General features: G+C 53.9%; 12 protein-coding genes. 3 read left to right on the top strand and 9 right to left on the bottom strand.

The annotated features are described in order from the left end of the window. Positions 1-537 precede the first annotated feature (537 nt). The gene (malP, locus tag OGV75_RS22425) at positions 538-2,931 is read left to right on the top strand and encodes a maltodextrin phosphorylase (protein WP_286481266.1); all 2,394 of its coding nucleotides are present in this window, start codon (positions 538-540) and stop codon (positions 2,929-2,931) included. A gap of 9 nt (positions 2,932-2,940) precedes the next feature. After that, positions 2,941-5,028 carry a 4-alpha-glucanotransferase gene (gene malQ, locus OGV75_RS22420; protein ID WP_286481265.1) on the top strand — a complete coding sequence of 696 codons (2,088 nt, stop codon included), beginning with the start codon at positions 2,941-2,943 and terminating at the stop codon, positions 5,026-5,028. 80 nt (positions 5,029-5,108) lie between these two features. On the opposite strand, the gene gntT is transcribed toward malQ, so the two are convergent. From gntT to gntX, 3 genes are all read right to left on the bottom strand, one after another. Further along, complete coding sequence (gene gntT, locus OGV75_RS22415) at positions 5,109-6,425, bottom strand: gluconate transporter (RefSeq protein ID WP_003023507.1); 1,317 nt, start codon at positions 6,423-6,425, stop codon at positions 5,109-5,111. Positions 6,426-6,804: 379 nt separating this feature from the next. Continuing rightward, complete coding sequence (gene nfuA / locus OGV75_RS22410; protein ID WP_003023509.1) at positions 6,805-7,380, bottom strand: Fe-S biogenesis protein NfuA; 576 nt, start codon at positions 7,378-7,380, stop codon at positions 6,805-6,807. Between the two features lie 58 nt (positions 7,381-7,438). Beyond that, on the bottom strand, positions 7,439-8,122 hold the full coding sequence (gene gntX, locus OGV75_RS22405) for a DNA utilization protein GntX (protein WP_016154807.1): 684 nt from the start codon (positions 8,120-8,122) through the stop codon (positions 7,439-7,441). Positions 8,123-8,159: 37 nt separating this feature from the next. Here gntX and bioH point away from each other — a divergent pair, with 37 nt between their 5' ends. Beyond that, entirely contained in the window at positions 8,160-8,930 is a 771-nt protein-coding gene (gene bioH / locus OGV75_RS22400; RefSeq protein WP_016157646.1) for a pimeloyl-ACP methyl ester esterase BioH, read from the top strand. A 44-nt stretch (positions 8,931-8,974) separates the two neighbouring features. On the opposite strand, the gene OGV75_RS22395 is transcribed toward bioH, so the two are convergent. The 6 genes from OGV75_RS22395 to greB form a co-directional block, all read right to left on the bottom strand. Then, positions 8,975-9,925, bottom strand: a complete 951-nt coding sequence (locus OGV75_RS22395; protein WP_202195065.1) for an Rpn family recombination-promoting nuclease/putative transposase — start codon at positions 9,923-9,925, stop codon at positions 8,975-8,977. A 236-nt stretch (positions 9,926-10,161) separates the two neighbouring features. Then, a complete protein-coding gene (gene feoC / locus OGV75_RS22390) occupies positions 10,162-10,398 on the bottom strand; it encodes a [Fe-S]-dependent transcriptional repressor FeoC (RefSeq protein ID WP_003023516.1) in 237 nt (78 codons plus the stop codon). Positions 10,399-10,408: 10 nt separating this feature from the next. Beyond that, positions 10,409-12,727 carry a Fe(2+) transporter permease subunit FeoB gene (gene feoB / locus OGV75_RS22385; protein WP_286481263.1) on the bottom strand — a complete coding sequence of 773 codons (2,319 nt, stop codon included), beginning with the start codon at positions 12,725-12,727 and terminating at the stop codon, positions 10,409-10,411. An 18-nt stretch (positions 12,728-12,745) separates the two neighbouring features. Beyond that, complete coding sequence (gene feoA / locus OGV75_RS22380; protein WP_003023519.1) at positions 12,746-12,973, bottom strand: ferrous iron transporter A; 228 nt, start codon at positions 12,971-12,973, stop codon at positions 12,746-12,748. Between the two features lie 431 nt (positions 12,974-13,404). After that, the gene (locus OGV75_RS22375) at positions 13,405-15,738 is read right to left on the bottom strand and encodes a Tex family protein (protein ID WP_016154803.1); all 2,334 of its coding nucleotides are present in this window, start codon (positions 15,736-15,738) and stop codon (positions 13,405-13,407) included. A 98-nt stretch (positions 15,739-15,836) separates the two neighbouring features. Continuing rightward, a complete protein-coding gene (gene greB / locus OGV75_RS22370) occupies positions 15,837-16,310 on the bottom strand; it encodes a transcription elongation factor GreB (protein WP_016154802.1) in 474 nt (157 codons plus the stop codon). Between the last annotated feature and the right edge of the window lie 78 nt (positions 16,311-16,388).

Here is a 16,388-nt window from a genome sequence, read left to right as displayed (position 1 = left end):
ATGCAAGCTAAGCGGACTTTTTGTGTGTCTGATTTTGCACTATGTCACAAATCTAAACATCTATTACATTAATTGCTTTAAAGAGTCACAACAGGCGTGGCGACTGGATCCGTCGGTATTTTGGCTGAGCCGAAAAATACCTCCCTTTTTATAAGGTTACTCAGTTGCTTAATGTAAAGAGCCGAATTTTGTGGCCGACTTAAAAGTTTTATGTGAATTATCTTATCCACCTTGGATATTTCAGGTTAGAAACTATTTCTCTGTTTACAGATTGTTTCCCATCGTCACCCCTCTATTTGATATTGTCGATTTATCTCTTGTTATTAATGCGTCGTCCGTTGGGCATTACAGGGGCGTTATGCCGGACTTACGCGAATTTACGGGCGATAACACCCTCTTTAAGTGGCAGCGATCACACTTTTATGCTCATCCCCGCTCCTCCTCCCTGCCTAATCCGTGCCAGGATGAGGAAGGTCAACAACGAGCCTGGCAAACTAGCGATAACGTTGTTTTATTACCTAAGGATCTGGAACCCCTATGTCACAGCCTACTTTCAACAAAGATCAATTTCAGGCTGCCCTGACGCGTCAGTGGCAGCGCTTCGGTTTACTGTCGGCTCAAGAAATGACGTCGCACCAGTGGTGGCAGGCAGTGAGTGGGGCGTTGGCTGAGTTACTCAGCGCCCAGCCTGCGGCGAAGCCGGCAAAAAATCAGCGCCATGTTAACTACATCTCGATGGAGTTTTTGATTGGCCGTCTGACCGGCAACAACTTACTCAATCTCGGCTGGTATCAGGCGGTGAGCGATGAGCTGAAAGCGCATGACGTCAACCTGACCGACCTGCTGGAAGAAGAGATCGACCCGGCGCTGGGTAACGGTGGATTGGGACGCCTGGCGGCCTGCTTCCTTGATTCGATGGCGACAGTCGGTCAATCGGCGACGGGCTATGGTCTCAACTACCAGTACGGCCTGTTCCGTCAGTCGTTTGCCGATGGGCAGCAGATGGAAGCCCCGGATGACTGGCATCGCGGCAGCTATCCGTGGTTCCGTCACAACGAGGCACTGGATGTGCAAGTAGGGATTGGCGGCAAGGTCACCAAAGAAGGGCACTGGGAGCCGGGGTTTGTTATCACCGGCCAGGCCTGGGATCTACCGGTTCTCGGCTACCGTAACGGCGTGGCGCAACCGCTGCGTCTGTGGCAGGCCAGTCACGCGCATCCGTTTAACCTGACCAAATTTAATGACGGCGATTTTCTGCGCGCAGAGCAGCAGGGCATCGACGCTGAAAAACTCACCAAAGTGCTGTACCCGAATGACAACCACACCGCGGGTAAAAAGCTGCGCCTGATGCAGCAATACTTCCAGTGCGCTTGCTCCGTAGCTGACATTCTGCGCCGCCATCATCTGGCAGGGCGTAAACTGCATGAGCTGGCTGATTTTGAGGTGATTCAGCTCAACGATACTCACCCGACCATCGCCATCCCTGAGCTACTGCGTGTGCTGATTGATGAGCACCAGATGAGCTGGGACGATGCGTGGGCTATTACCAGTAAGACCTTTGCTTATACCAACCACACTTTGATGCCAGAGGCGCTGGAGTGCTGGGACGAGAAGCTGGTGAAAGCACTACTGCCGCGCCATATGCAAATCATCAAAGAGATTAACGACCGCTTTAAGAAGCTGGTCGATAAAACCTGGCCGGGTGACGCTGAAATTTGGGCGAAGCTGGCGGTGGTGCATAACAAACAGGTGCGTATGGCCAACATGTGTGTGGTCAGCGGCTTTGCGGTTAACGGCGTGGCGGCGCTGCACTCCGATTTGGTGGTGAAGGATCTGTTCCCGGAATATCATCAGCTCTGGCCGAACAAATTCCATAACGTCACTAACGGGATTACTCCGCGTCGCTGGATTAAGCAGTGCAACCCGGCACTTGCCGCGCTGCTGGATAAATCGCTGAAAAAAGAGTGGGCCAACGACCTCGATCAGTTGATTAACCTGGAAAAATACGCCGACGACGCGAAGTTTCGTCAGCAGTATCGTGACATCAAGCTGGCGAACAAAGCGCGTCTGGTGAAGTTTATTAAAGCGCGTACCGGTATTGAGATAACGACTAACGCTCTCTTTGATATTCAGATTAAACGCCTGCATGAGTACAAGCGTCAGCACCTCAACTTGCTGCATATTCTGGCGTTATACAAAGAAATCCGTGAGAACCCGCAGGCCGATCGCGTGCCGCGCGTATTCCTGTTTGGCGCGAAAGCCGCTCCGGGTTACTACCTGGCGAAAAATATCATCTTCGCCATTAACAAGGTCGCAGAAACCATTAATAACGACCCGCAAGTGGGCGACAAGCTGAAGGTTGTATTCCTGCCGGATTACTGTGTCTCGGCGGCGGAAATGTTGATCCCAGCGGCGGATATCTCTGAGCAAATCTCCACTGCAGGGAAAGAGGCTTCCGGCACCGGTAACATGAAGCTGGCGCTGAACGGTGCGTTAACCGTCGGTACGCTGGATGGCGCAAACGTCGAAATCGCCGAGAAGGTAGGTGACGAGAATATCTTTATCTTTGGTCATACCGTGGAAGAGGTGAAGGCACTCAAGGCCAAAGGTTACGACCCGGTGAAATGGCGTAAGAAAGATAAAGTGCTGGATGCTATTCTGAAAGAGCTGGAAAGCGGGAAGTACAGCGACGGCGATAAACATGCTTTCGACCAGATGCTGCACAGTATTGGCAAGCAGGGCGGTGACCCGTATCTGGTAATGGCGGACTTCGCGGCCTACGTTGAAGCCCAGAAGCAGGTTGACGTGTTGTATCGTGACCAGGAAGCCTGGACCCGGGCGGCGATTCTGAATACCGCGCGTTGCGGCATGTTCAGTTCGGATCGCTCCATCCGCGATTATCAGACTCGTATCTGGCAGGCGAAACGTTAAGGAATCGCGATGGAAAGCAAACGTCTGGATAATGCCGCGTTGGCGGCGGGGATCAGCCCCAATTACATTAATGCCCACGGTAAACCGCAGTCTATTGGCGTCGAAACCAAGCGGCGTTTGCTTGACGCTATGCATCGCTCCACCGCCACCGCTCAGGTGGCGGTGACCCCGGTGCCGAATGTCATGGTTTATACCGCTGGTAAGAAAATGCCGCTGGCAGTTGAGGGACGCGGAGAGTTTAACTGGCTGCTGACCACCGAAGATGGCGTGCAGCACAAAGGGCATGCCGTCGGCGGTAAATCGTTCAACCTTCCGGCGAAGCTGCCGGAAGGGTATCACACGCTTACCCTCACCCAGGGGGAGTTGCGTACCCATTGCCGCATCATCGTCGCGCCGAAACGCTGCTATGAGCCGCAGGCTCTATTAGCCGGGCAGAAGCTGTGGGGCGCATGCGTTCAGCTCTATACCCTGCGTTCAGAAAAAAACTGGGGGATTGGCGACTTTGGCGATCTCCGTGCCATGCTGGTGGATGTGGCGCAACGCGGCGGCGCGTTTATCGGCCTGAATCCGATTCACGCGCTGTATCCGGCGAACCCGGAGAGTGCCAGTCCGTACAGCCCGTCGTCACGCCGCTGGCTGAACGTTATTTATATAGATGTGAACGCAGTAGACGATTTTCGCCTGAGTAAAGAGGCGCAGGCCTGGTGGCAGAAACCCGCGACTCAGCAAGCTCTGCAACGCGCGCGTGATACCGAGTGGGTTGATTATTCTGCCGTTACCGCATTGAAGATGACAGCGCTGCGTATGGCATGGAAAAGCTTCTCTGCACGTGACGATGAGCAGATGGCGGCATTTCGCCAGTTTGTGACTCAGGAAGGGGATAGCCTGTACTGGCAGGCGGCCTTTGATGCGCTGCATGCGCATCAGGTGAAAGAGGACGCACTGCGCTGGGGCTGGCCGGTGTGGCCGCAAGCTTTCCAGTCGGTGGATTCGCCAGAGGTAAAACGCTTTTGCGAAGAGCATCGTGATGAAGTGGATTTCTACCTGTGGTTGCAGTGGCTGGCGTATACCCAGTTTGCTGATTGCTGGAAAACCAGCCAGGGCTTTGCGATGCCGATTGGATTATATCGCGATCTGGCTGTCGGCGTGGCCGAAGGCGGGGCGGAAACCTGGTGCGACCGCGAGTTGTATTGCCTGAAAGCCTCGGTTGGCGCACCGCCGGATATTCTCGGTCCGCTCGGGCAAAACTGGGGATTGCCGCCGATGGATCCGCATATCATCACGGCACGCGCTTACGAACCGTTTATCGAACTGCTGCGTGCCAATATGCAGAACTGCGGTGCGTTGCGTATCGACCATGTTATGTCGATGCTGCGTCTGTGGTGGATCCCTTACGGTGAAACTGCCGATCACGGCGCCTACGTGCATTATCCGGTCGACGATCTGCTTTCAATTCTGGCGCTGGAAAGTAAACGTCATCACTGCATGGTAATTGGTGAAGATCTGGGGACTGTGCCGGTAGAGATCGTCAGCAAGCTGCGTGACAGCGGCGTGTACTCCTACAAAGTGCTTTATTTTGAGAATGACCATGAGAAAAACTTCCGCGCGCCGAAAGCGTACCCGGAACAATCAATGGCAGTCGCGGCGACGCATGACCTTCCTACGCTTAAAGGTTATTGGGATAGCGGCGATCTGACGCTGGGTAAGGCGCTGGGTCTGTACCCGGATGAAGTCGTGCTGCGTGGGTTGTATCAGGACAGAGAACTGGCGAAACAGGGGCTGCTGGACGCGCTGCACAAATACGGGTGCCTGCCAAAACGTGCTGGTCACAAGGCGTCACTGATGTCGATGACGCCGATTCTTAATCGCGGCATGCAACGCTACATCGCTGACAGCAACAGTGCGCTGTTGGGCCTGCAACCGGAAGACTGGCTGGATATGGCTGAGCCGGTCAATATTCCCGGGACCAGCGATCAGTACAAAAACTGGCGGCGTAAGCTCACCGCCACGCTGGAGCAGATGTTTGCCGATGACGGTGTGAACAAGCTGATTAAGGATTTGGATAAGCGCCGAAAAGCGGCCGCGAAGAAGAAGTAAAAAAGCCGGGGATTTCCCCGGCTTTTTTAGGGTGATAGCAGGTAGGCAGGGTAAGCGAAGCGCCACCCGGCACAGTTTTATCAGACCACCATACCCAGCAGCAGACACCCTACCAGACCGCAGACGGAGATAATGGTTTCCAGCATTGACCATGACTTGATGGTTTCACCGATGGTCAAGTTGAAGTACTCCTTGAACAGCCAGAAGCCCGGATCGTTCACGTGGGAGAAAATGACGGAACCGGAACCAACCGCAATAACCATTAGCTCAGGGCTTACGCCGGTCGTTGCAATCAGCGGTGCCACAATCCCACCAGCGGTGATCGCCGCTACGGTTGCGGAGCCCAGTGCGATACGCAGTACCGCAGCGATAGACCATGCCATCAGCAGCGGAGAAACGTTTGAACCGTGCATCATTGACGCGATGTACTTGTCCACGCCGCTATCCACCAGGACCTGTTTGAAGGCACCGCCACCACCAATGATCAACAGCATCATCGCGATGATTTTGATGGAGGACACCAGCGTGTCGTTGATCTGATCCATCGAACGTCCACGGTTCAGACCAAAAGTGAACATCGCAATCAGCACCGCGATAAGCGTTGCCATAACCGGGTCACCCAGGAATTCTGCCACCGTCAGGAAAGCGTGACCTTTTGGCAGAATCATCTCCGCCACGGCGCGCATCGCCATCAGGATAACCGGTACCAGAGAGGTCCAGACGCTGACGCCAAAGCCAGGCATCTCTTCTTCAGTAAACGTTTTCGCGCTGTACAGACCTTCCGGGATTGGCTTATCGATGCCTTTCAGGAAGCGAGCGTACACCGGACCGGCGAGAATAACGGTCGGGATTGCCAGAATCGTACCAAACAGCAGGGTTTTACCCATATCTGCATGGAAAATGGTGGCAATAGCGGTCGGACCTGGGTGCGGCGGCAGGAAGCCGTGAGTTACGGACAGCGCAGCAGCCATCGGCACGCCAACATACAGCAGCGGGATGTTGGCAGCAGCGGCGATGGTGAACACCAGCGGCAGCATCAGCACGAAGCCGACTTCGTAGAACAGGGCAAAACCGACGGTGAAGCCGGTTAATACCACCGCCCACTGAATATGTTTTTTGCCGAATTTAGCAATCAGGGTGGTTGCGATGCGCTGTGCGCCGCCGCAGTCCGCCAGCATTTTGCCCAGCATGGCGCCAAAACCCATAATCAGGGCGAGGCTGCCAAGGGTTCCGCCGACACCGGCTTTAATCGAACCGATGACTTTATCCAGTGGCATCCCTTGCATCAATCCGACAGCAAGCGCCACCAGGACGAGAGCGATGAAACCGTTCATTTTGAAACGGATCATCAGGAGGAGTAACAAGATTACACCGATAGCAACGATGACTAATGGCATGATTTACCTGGCCTTTACTTTGTTATGGGTAACGTCAGTGTTTAGATGACAAATTCCGATTGTCCCGACCGGGAACAGAGCATTCTCAGCACCAATGCTGGTTGCCTTCAAAACTAATCAGTTTAGCTGGCTGTTATGTGTGTGTTAGGTGCTGATGCGAATGATACGGGTAACATGCAGCGCTTGAAAATCACCTGGGCAGGCAAAATTTAAATTATGAGAGGCTGGTCAAATTATGAGGGGGATTGTTGCAGGAAATATGCGGAAAAATGCAAGGTTGTAGGCCGGATAAAGCGATTACGCTGCCATCCGGCATCAATGCCCGATGGCGGCGCGGATGCGTCTTAACGGGCCTACGGAAACTCTACAGGTTGAGGCGTTAGTAGTAAGAGTGCTCGCCGCGCTGGTGTTCGGTTAAATCGCGAACGCCTTTCAGTTCAGGGAATTCAGCCAGCAGCTGTTTCTCGATACCTTCTTTCAGCGTTACATCCACCATTGAACAGCCGTTACATCCGCCGCCAAACTGCAGAATAGCGTAGCCTTCATCGGTGATTTCCATCAGAGAGACGCGACCACCGTGACCTGCCAGCTGTGGGTTGATCTGCGATTGCAGCATGTACTCCACGCGTTCCATCAGCGGCGCATCATCGGCAACTTTACGCATTTTGGCGTTTGGTGCTTTCAGGGTCAGCTGGGAGCCTAACTGGTCGGTAACGAAATCGATTTCTGCATCTTCCAGATACGGTGCGCTCAGTTCATCAACATATGCGGTCAGCAGGTCAAATTTAATGGCGGTGTCGGTTGCTTCCACGGCGTCCGGCGGACAATAAGAAACGCCGCATTCAGCGTTAGGCGTGCCGGGATTAATCACAAATACGCGGATTTGTGTCCCTTCTTCCTGATTTGCCAGCAGTTTGGCAAAGTGCGCTTGTGCAGCATCGGAAATATGGATCATAGTAATGGCCTAATAGTTGACTATTTTACTTGGTTATAATACGCCCATCATCGAGGCTCTACAAGGTTCGACACAGGCACCATACCTGGACAGTCGCCGCGCCGTTGCGTAAAAGCAGCTGCGCGATTTCCGCGACGGTACTTCCGGTAGTGACGACATCATCCACAATGACCATATGGAGTCCCTGCACTGGCAATTCAAGGCGAAAGGCGTTTTTCAGGTTACGTTTACGTAATCGGGCGCTGAGATGGTGCTGTGTGGCGGTTGCCCGAACCCGCGTGATGGCCCGGCTGTCCCAGTCGCAGCCTAGCCAGCGTGCCAGGGGACGACACAGTAAGTCGCTCTGATTAAACCCTCTGCGCCAGTGCCGGCGTTGCCAGAGCGGGACGCTGACGAGCCTGTCCGGCAGAGGAAGACCGCTGACGCGCCGGGCCTGTAATACCTCCAGCAACAACAAGCGTGAAAGAGCGGGGGCCATTTCGCCACGTCGGGAAAACTTGAGCTGGTGGATAAGCCCGCTCAATGGCGGAGCATAGTCGCTGACGGTAACCAGTCGCTGCCACGGCGGTGGTTTTTGCAGACAGCGCCCGCAGGGAACGACGGTATGCGCGGCAGGGAGTCCACATTGAGGGCACCGGCTGACGTGCTGATGCGTTGCCCGTGTGCAGACTGAACAGATCCCCCAATGCCCTAACGTCAGGGGCATTCGGCATAGCCAGCACAATCCCGGTACTGTTAGCATAGAAGCATCCTTTCAGGCTAAAAGAGAACAATAACTGATGAATGACATCTGGTGGCAGACCCAGGGTTCGGGAAATTGCCATCTTGTGCTGCTGCACGGATGGGGACTGAATGCGCAAGTGTGGCATTGCATAAGCGAGGAATTGAGTTCGCATTTCACGCTGCATCTTGTCGACTTACCGGGATTTGGTCGCAGCCAGGGGTTCGGCGCAATGTCGCTGGAAGAGATGGCTGAGCGGGTAGTAAAACAGGCACCGGAGAAAGCCATCTGGCTCGGCTGGAGTCTGGGCGGGTTGGTCGCAAGCCAGGTGGCGTTAACCCATCCTGAACGTGTTCAGGCGCTGGTGACCGTGGCGTCTTCCCCTTGCTTTAGCGCGCGCGACGAGTGGCCGGGTATCAAGCCAGAAGTGCTGGCAGGTTTCCAGCAGCAGTTGAGCGAAGATTTCCAGCGTACGGTGGAACGTTTTCTGGCGTTGCAGACGATGGGCACGGACACCGCGCGTCAGGATGCGCGAGCACTGAAGAAAACAGTGCTGGCGTTACCCATGCCGAAGGTCGAGGTGCTCAATGGCGGACTGGAGATTCTGAAAACGGTCGATCTGCGTGAGCCTCTGTGCGCTGTGGACATGCCTTTTCTGCGGTTGTACGGCTATCTCGATGGACTGGTTCCGCGCAAAGTGGTCCCAATGCTCGATGCCCTGTGGCCGCATAGCGAGTCGTTGATATTTGCTAAAGCGGCGCATGCACCGTTTATCTCGCATCCTGCAGAGTTCTGCGCAGCGCTGGTGGCGTTAAAAAAACGCCTATAAATCTGTTGTGTTGCCCGGTAGAGCCGCGCTTACCGGGCTTGAGATTAATGGCTGCGCGTAGCCAGATCCTCAGCGGTCAGGCCGGTAATTCTGAAGATGGTCAGCGGATCGATACCATCAGCCTGCAGGGTTGATGCAATACGTAAAGCTTCCTCTCGTTTACCTTGTTGCAAGCCCGTTTGTAACCCCTCTTGTAACCCTTTCATATGACCTTCCTGAAGACCATTAAGATGCCCTTCTTGTCGTAATCTTTCGGCGATAGTCATCAACTTTTCCTTATGTTGGGGTAAACGTTCGGCGACCTCATGAAGAAACTCGGTAAAATGTGCGGTGTCCCCGACCTGCATTAGATAATTAAACAAGGCTTTCAACTGGCTGTCATTAGCGTGTCCTTTAATAATCAGGATGGCCAGTTTTTCTACCAGCCCCATCAAATCGCGTTTACGAATATGTTTTTGGATGAGTTCCAACAGCGCCATCCGGCGATGCTGCATGATCTCGTCATCGGGAACCACGGTGATATCGATCAGTGGAAACGCTGAGGTATAAAGTTGTCTGGCGGCCTTTGGGTCGTCAAATTCGTCCAGCCAGCAGAGTGAGTAGGGGTATGGGCTTGCCGCGCCATGATAAAAAAGCATGGGTATCACCAGCGGGAGTTTCTTGTGACCTGCAGCCAAATGGCGATGCATAACCGCAATGGCATAACGCATCAGCCGAAATGCCATATGGGCATCGGCGGTACTCTGATGCTCAATGATGGTGTAAATATAGCCATCGCCTTCGCGGGTTTTTAATGACCACAGCACATCGGAATAGTACGCGCGCAAATCGTCCTCAATAAAGCTGCCCGATTCCAGTTGTAGCGTGTTCAGATCGCACAGTTTTTGCAAAGAGGCTGGAAGATGGAGCCGAAGAAAGTCGCGTGCGGTAGCAGGGTGGTTTAAGAACGTTTTAAAAATCGCGTCATGCGGCGTAGCAGTCGTGTCAGTATTCATGGCGATCCGTCACCTGAGAAACAAGATGACGAGACTCTACTTCCCTGGTCGCCAGTAATCATTCACGAGTTGATAACGATGCGCGACAGGCTGGAGGATAGATCTGCTTTGCTGAAACAAAGACATCTTTGTGGAATCCATTACGCAAAAAGCCGGATATCAGCATAAACGCTTTATCCGGCCAGGACGTCTGCAGTCATTTTTAGACCGGAAGCGTAGCGCCATCCGGCATCGAACTAGCGCAAAGCCCACCACTCGCGCAGGCAGGCTTTACCTTCCGGGCAACTCTTGCAGCTTCCGGAAAGACACCCGTCGGCATCTTCCTGAATCCGCACCGCTTTGCCCATCTTTTCTAACTGATTCAGCATGGCGTCAATCATGGGCTGCGGGGTGTGCAGCGTGTGGCTAATTTGAGTTGCCTCCATGCGTCCCCGCAAAGCCAATAAATCACGAACCTGAATAAGCGATGCCATTGTCGATAACCTAGTGGCAGTCGCCAGTGGTGCTGGAACAGCAGGAGCTTGCCGTCCTGTTGGTCGCCAGCAGTGCGAGATCCACGCGACTGCGAGCTCGACGCAGCAGGCCCAGCAACACAATGTTAAACAGGATGACAGCTAAAATGCACACCAGGCTGTAGGTCGGGTGCTCTTGGTAGCTGACCGCCTGATAAAACAGCGTCGACAGAGAGTAGGCGATGTTCAGGCCCCACAGAATCGAGAAGCTCATCCAGCCACGGCTGGATTCACGTGCAATAGCGCCCATTACCGAAATACACGGCACATACAGCAGCACGAAAATCAGGTAGCTGTAAGCGGCGGCAGCGCTGCCAAATTTTTCGCCCATCACGCCCATTGCACCCGTAGCCATTTCACCGTCGCCCTTGCTGGCTTCAATAGGGTTAGCCAGTACGCTCAGGCTGAAGGTGTCTTTCAGGCTTTGCCAGGTCTCATCTACCGCGCCGAGCAGCTCGTCACCGAGGTGGAAATCTGCCGGGTTGAACTCTTCTTCCTGAATGTTTTCTGCGGTATAGAGCGTGTTCAGCGTACCGACAACCACTTCTTTCGCCATCGCGCCGGTGAACAGACCTACGGTTGCCTGCCAGTTATCTTCGTGAACGCCAATCGGCTTGAAGACCGGCGTGATTACGCGGCTGACGGAAGCCAGAGCAGAGTCGTTGATGTTGTCGACGATTTTTCCGCTCAGCGAGAAACTGTTAAACGCGCTGAGGAAAATGCTGACGATGATGATGACTTTACCCGCACGCAGAACGAAGCCTTTCAGGCGTTGCCAGGTCTGAATAATCAGACTCTTAATGTGCGGCACGTGGTACACCGGTAGCTCCATCACGAACGGCGTTGCTTCGCCACGCATGATGGTGTGTTTGAGCATCAGACCGGTCAATACCGCCATAACGATACCCAGTACGTACAGTGAGAAGACCGCCAGCGCACCGTTCTGACCAAAGAACGCTGCGGCAAAGACGGCGAAAATCGCCAGGCGAGCGCCACAGGACATAAACGGCGCCATCATGATGGTCATCAGACGTTCACGCGGGGCGTCCAGCGTACGTGCGCCCATCACTGACGGTACGTTACAGCCAAAGCCGACGATCAGCGGGACAAACGATTTGCCCGGCAGCCCCAGCGCCTGCATCAGACGGTCCATTACAAACGCGGCGCGCGCCATGTAACCGGAGTCTTCAAGGAAGGAGAGGAACAGGTACATCATGCCGATTTGCGGTACCAGTGGCAGCACGGTGTTAATCCCGCCGCCAAGACCTTGCGCCAAAAAGATAGTGAGCCAGTCCGGGAAGTGCAGCGTGTAGCCAATCCACTGAATACCATGGATAAAGAGCGCTACGGAGCCGACGTCAAACAACGGTTGCAGCGCGCCGCCAATGTTGATGGCGAGCAGGAACATCAGGTACATCACGAACAGGAAAATCGGCAGCCCGAGGAAGCGGTTGAGGACGATTTTATCTACTGCGGTGGTGAAGCGGCTCGGCTCTGCCGTCAGGGTGTTGCTGACGGTATCGCAGATAGCGGCAATGCACTGATAGCGCGCATCGGCGATATGCAGTGCCGGATCGTCCATTGTCTCGCTCAGACGTGCAATGGCGGCATCAAGGTTTTGCGCGGCATCCCCCGCGTAGGCCCGGCTGTAGATATCGCCTTCCAGCATCTGCAGGCCCAGCCAGCGGCGCTGTTTTAACGGCATATCTTTGGCCATCGCATCGGCGAGGGAATCCGCTTCCTGCAGCAGCGGTTGGGCATAATGAACCAGCTCGACGGTGTCGTTTTCTTTGTAGCGATCGATCGCCAGTTTCAGCGCTTCAATGCCGCGGGCGCGGGTGGATACCAGCGGAACCACCGGGCAGCCAAGGCGAGCGGAGAGGGCATCGATATCAATACGGATTTGCTGCTTCTCGGCAATATCCAGCATATTCAACGCGACGATGCAGGGGATGCCCAGCTCAAGCAGTTGCAACGTCAGGTAGAGGTTGCGTTCAAGGTTTGAAGCATCGACCACGTTGATCAAGAGATCCGCGTCGCCGCTTAAAATATAGTGACAGGCGATCTGCTCATCGAGAGAGGTCTGAGATGAGATTGTCGTCAGAGAATAGGTGCCGGGTAAATCAACCAGCGTGACCTGGTGGTCCGTCGTTGCGAAATGACCTTCTTTACGCTCAACGGTAACGCCAGCCCAGTTGCCTACACGCTGGCGTGCGCCGGTAAGCTGGTTGAATAAAGTAGTCTTGCCGGAATTAGGATTGCCAATTAAACCAATGGTTAGTTTTTTCATTTTTATAGACTCACTGTATTAACAGGAAACCGCTTCCACTTCTAATAACGCCAGATCTTTCTTACGCAATACCAGACTTACGCGACGCGTTTCGATATGGATAGGATCGCCGAGTGGGGCGACGCGTACCACGTTGAAAGAGGAGCCGGGTAGCATGCCAAGTGACAACAGTTTCTGACGATAAGCCGGGCTGATTTCACGGGCAAAACCGGTAATTTTCCACGCACTGTCAGGAGTGAATTGCATAGGGACCTACTTATATCTCGCTAACTGGATGATTACCTCATGGGGCGGCAAGGCGGCATGAGGCCAGATGATTAGCCAACGTAAGGAAAGAGTAAATAATCAACAGATCAATGATAATGAGAATGGTTTCTATCATCAATAGAATAAATGTGACGGAATGTACAATTGGATAATAATTTGCGCCAATTTTGATATTCCTCAATATTTATTCTGGTTGGGAACGAATGATTCGCGGAAATAATTAGTGAGGATCTTAATGTTTAATTAAGGTTTCATCTGTTAATGAAGTGATAAATATATGGCGGTAGAAAGCGGGAAAGAGACTAAATATGCCGGATGGCGACGCTCACGCGTGTTATCCGGCTTACAAATTAATTGCGACAAGTTAGCCGGATAAGGAGGTTACCCCCCCATCCGGCACAAAAGTTACACTAGCGTTTTTTACCCATTGCCGCCGCCAGCGCATCCATCATGGCGCTGTTACCCGCAGGCTGTGCGTCACGACCACGAGGTTTCGCGGCTTTTGGCGCCGGGCGATTGCTTTGAGTACGATCGTTATTCCCGCCGCCGCGACGCGCATTGGTTTCACCCGGCTGCTCGTCCAGACGCATGGTCAGTGCGATACGCTTACGTTGCAGGTCAACTTCCAGCACTTTCACTTTCACAATGTCGCCCGCTTTCACCACGGTGTGTGGATCTTCGACGAACTTATTCGACAATGAAGAGATATGCACCAGACCATCCTGATGAACGCCAATATCAACAAACGCGCCGAAGTTCGTGACGTTAGTGACTGCCCCTTCCAGAATCATTCCCGGCAGCAGATCGTTCATGGTTTCTACGCCATCAGCAAACTGCGCGGTTTTAAATTCAGGACGCGGGTCGCGGCCCGGTTTTTCCAGCTCTTTGATGATGTCGGTGACGGTCGGCACCCCGAAGCGTTCGTCGGTAAAATCGGCTGCTTTCAGATTGCGCAGTTCGTTGCTGTTGCCCATCAGGTCACGCAGCGATTGTTCGGTTGCGGCCAGAATGCGTTCCACAATCGGATAAGCTTCCGGGTGAACGGTAGAAGCATCCAGTGGGTTATCGCCATGGTTGATACGCAGGAAGCCCGCGCATTGTTCAAAGGCTTTTGGCCCCAGGCGGCTAACTTTTAGCAGTTGCTGACGGTTCTGAAACTGACCGTTCTCATCGCGCCAGGCGACGATGTTTTGCGCCATCATGCGCGTCAGGCCAGCAACGCGGGTCAGCAGCGGCACGGAAGCGGTATTCAGATCGACGCCGACGGCGTTCACGCAGTCTTCCACCACCGCATCCAGCTTGCGCGCCAGTTGCGTCTGGCTAACATCGTGCTGATACTGGCCCACGCCGATAGATTTCGGATCGATTTTCACCAGCTCCGCCAGCGGATCCTGCAAACGACGGGCGATAGACACCGCGCCACGCAGTGAAACGTCGAGATCCGGGAACTCCAGCGCCGCCAGCTCGGAAGCAGAGTAAACCGATGCCCCGGCTTCGCTGACGATCACCTTCTGCGCGGTCACTTTCGGGAACTGTTTCTGTACGTCGAGGAAGAAACGCTCGGTTTCTCGCGACGCCGTGCCGTTACCAATCGCGACCAGCTCAACGTTGTATTTTTCACACAACGCCGCCACGGCAACGGCGGCTTTGGCTGCCTGGCCGGTATGCGGATAAATAGTGTCGGTCGCGACCAGCTTGCCGGTACCGTCAACCACCGCCACTTTTACGCCGGTACGCAGACCCGGATCGAGACCCATTGTGGCTCGCAGCCCGGCCGGGGCGGCCATCAGCAGGTCATGCAGGTTACGGGCAAAGACGTTGATCGCTTCATCTTCCGCACGTTCACGTACGGTACCCATCAGCTCAGTTTCAAGGTGCATCAGCACTTTGATGCGCCACGTCCAGCTAACAACGCCTTTACGCCAGCTGTCAGCGGGGGCGTTGTTCAGGCGCAGTCCCAGGTGATCCTGGATAATCTGCTCGCCGTGGCTCTCTTTTGGCGGCTCATCGAATTGCGGATCGGCATTTAGTGAAAGCTGCAACACGCCTTCGTTACGACCACGGAACATGGCCAGCGCACGGTGGGATGGAACGGTAGAAATAGGTTCGTGGTGATCGAAGTAATCGCGGAACTTAGCGCCTTCCTCTTCTTTGCCACTAACCACGGCGGCAACCAGATGGGCGTTTTTCCACAAATAATCACGCACTTTTGCCAGCAGCGCAGCGTCTTCGGCGAAGCGCTCCATCAGAATGTAGCGTGCGCCATCGAGGGCGGCTTTGGTATCGGCCACGCCGTTTTCGGCGTTGAGATATTTTGCAGCTTCGGTTTCCGGGTCATGGGACGGTTCGTTCCACAGCAGATCTGCCAGCGGCTCCAGTCCGGCCTCAATGGCTATCTGCCCACGGGTGCGGCGCTTAGGTTTGTACGGCAGATAGAGATCTTCGAGTTCGGTCTTACTTAACGTGCCGTTGATCGCGTTCGCCAAATCGTCGGTCAGTTTGCCTTGCTCGCCGATAGATTTCAGGATTGCCTGACGGCGGTCTTCCAGTTCACGCAGATATCCCAGACGGGTCTCCAGATTACGCAGTTGCGTATCGTCCAGACCGCCGGTGATTTCCTTACGATAACGTGCGATAAACGGCACGGTGTTCCCTTCGTCAAGCAGGCGAACGGCAGCTTCTACCTGTTCAGCACGAGCCTGAATTTCACCTGCGATAATGCGGCAGAAAGAATCATTCATCATGGATAGCTTCGTCTATAGGATAAAAAATCAGGGGATAGTTATACGGATTGACTGGCAAAAATGCCAGTCATCTACCGGGGCTTCGGATTGTTCCGGTCTCACTTAACGTATTCAATTTCGTTCACGTACCAGCTGGCTTCACCACCAGGGGTGTTGACTATCGCGAGATCGCCGACCTCTTTTTTCAGCAGCGCCCGCGCCATCGGTGAGTCGATAGAAATGTAATCTTTACGACCGAAGATCTCATCGTAGCCGACAATACGGAATTTACGGATGTCGCCATCGTCATTTTCAATCTCGACCCACGCGCCAAAGAAGACTTTGCCCTCTTGCTGCGGGGAGTAATCGACGATTTTCAAATTCTCCATACACTTGGTCAAATAACGGACACGGCGGTCGATCTCACGCAGACGCTTTTTATTATACTGGTAGTCGGCATTTTCGCTGCGGTCACCCAGACTTGCGGCCCAGGTAACCTTTTTGGTGACTTCCGGGCGCTCTTCACGCCAGAGGTAATTCAGCTCTTGTTTGAGTTTTTCATACCCTTCGCGGGTTATCAGGGGCGTTTTCATCTTATTGTTTTACCTTCGACTCTGTGATGATGCGCACAATTAGTATTACGCGAGCATATCAACAGAATAAATAATGTA

This window comes from Citrobacter sp. Cb028 (assembly GCF_030336705.1).
Lineage (GTDB): Bacteria > Pseudomonadota > Gammaproteobacteria > Enterobacterales > Enterobacteriaceae > Citrobacter > Citrobacter braakii.
This window is presented reverse-complemented; position numbering and strand designations above follow the sequence as displayed.

Bases quoted from the DNA above. Each gene is read 5' to 3' on its own strand.
- gntT (WP_003023507.1), bottom strand. From the start codon at position 6,425: ATGCCATTAGTCATCGTTGCTATCGGTGTAATCTTGTTACTCCTCCTG.
- OGV75_RS22395 (WP_202195065.1), bottom strand. From the start codon at position 9,925: ATGAATACTGACACGACTGCTACGCCGCATGACGCGATTTTTAAAACG.
- malP (WP_286481266.1), top strand. From the start codon at position 538: ATGTCACAGCCTACTTTCAACAAAGATCAATTTCAGGCTGCCCTGACG.
- feoB (WP_286481263.1), bottom strand. From the start codon at position 12,727: ATGAAAAAACTAACCATTGGTTTAATTGGCAATCCTAATTCCGGCAAG.
- bioH (WP_016157646.1), top strand. From the start codon at position 8,160: ATGAATGACATCTGGTGGCAGACCCAGGGTTCGGGAAATTGCCATCTT.
- feoC (WP_003023516.1), bottom strand. From the start codon at position 10,398: ATGGCATCGCTTATTCAGGTTCGTGATTTATTGGCTTTGCGGGGACGC.
- greB (WP_016154802.1), bottom strand. From the start codon at position 16,310: ATGAAAACGCCCCTGATAACCCGCGAAGGGTATGAAAAACTCAAACAA.
- nfuA (WP_003023509.1), bottom strand. From the start codon at position 7,380: ATGATCCATATTTCCGATGCTGCACAAGCGCACTTTGCCAAACTGCTG.
- malQ (WP_286481265.1), top strand. From the start codon at position 2,941: ATGGAAAGCAAACGTCTGGATAATGCCGCGTTGGCGGCGGGGATCAGC.
- gntX (WP_016154807.1), bottom strand. From the start codon at position 8,122: ATGCTAACAGTACCGGGATTGTGCTGGCTATGCCGAATGCCCCTGACG.
- feoA (WP_003023519.1), bottom strand. From the start codon at position 12,973: ATGCAATTCACTCCTGACAGTGCGTGGAAAATTACCGGTTTTGCCCGT.
- OGV75_RS22375 (WP_016154803.1), bottom strand. From the start codon at position 15,738: ATGATGAATGATTCTTTCTGCCGCATTATCGCAGGTGAAATTCAGGCT.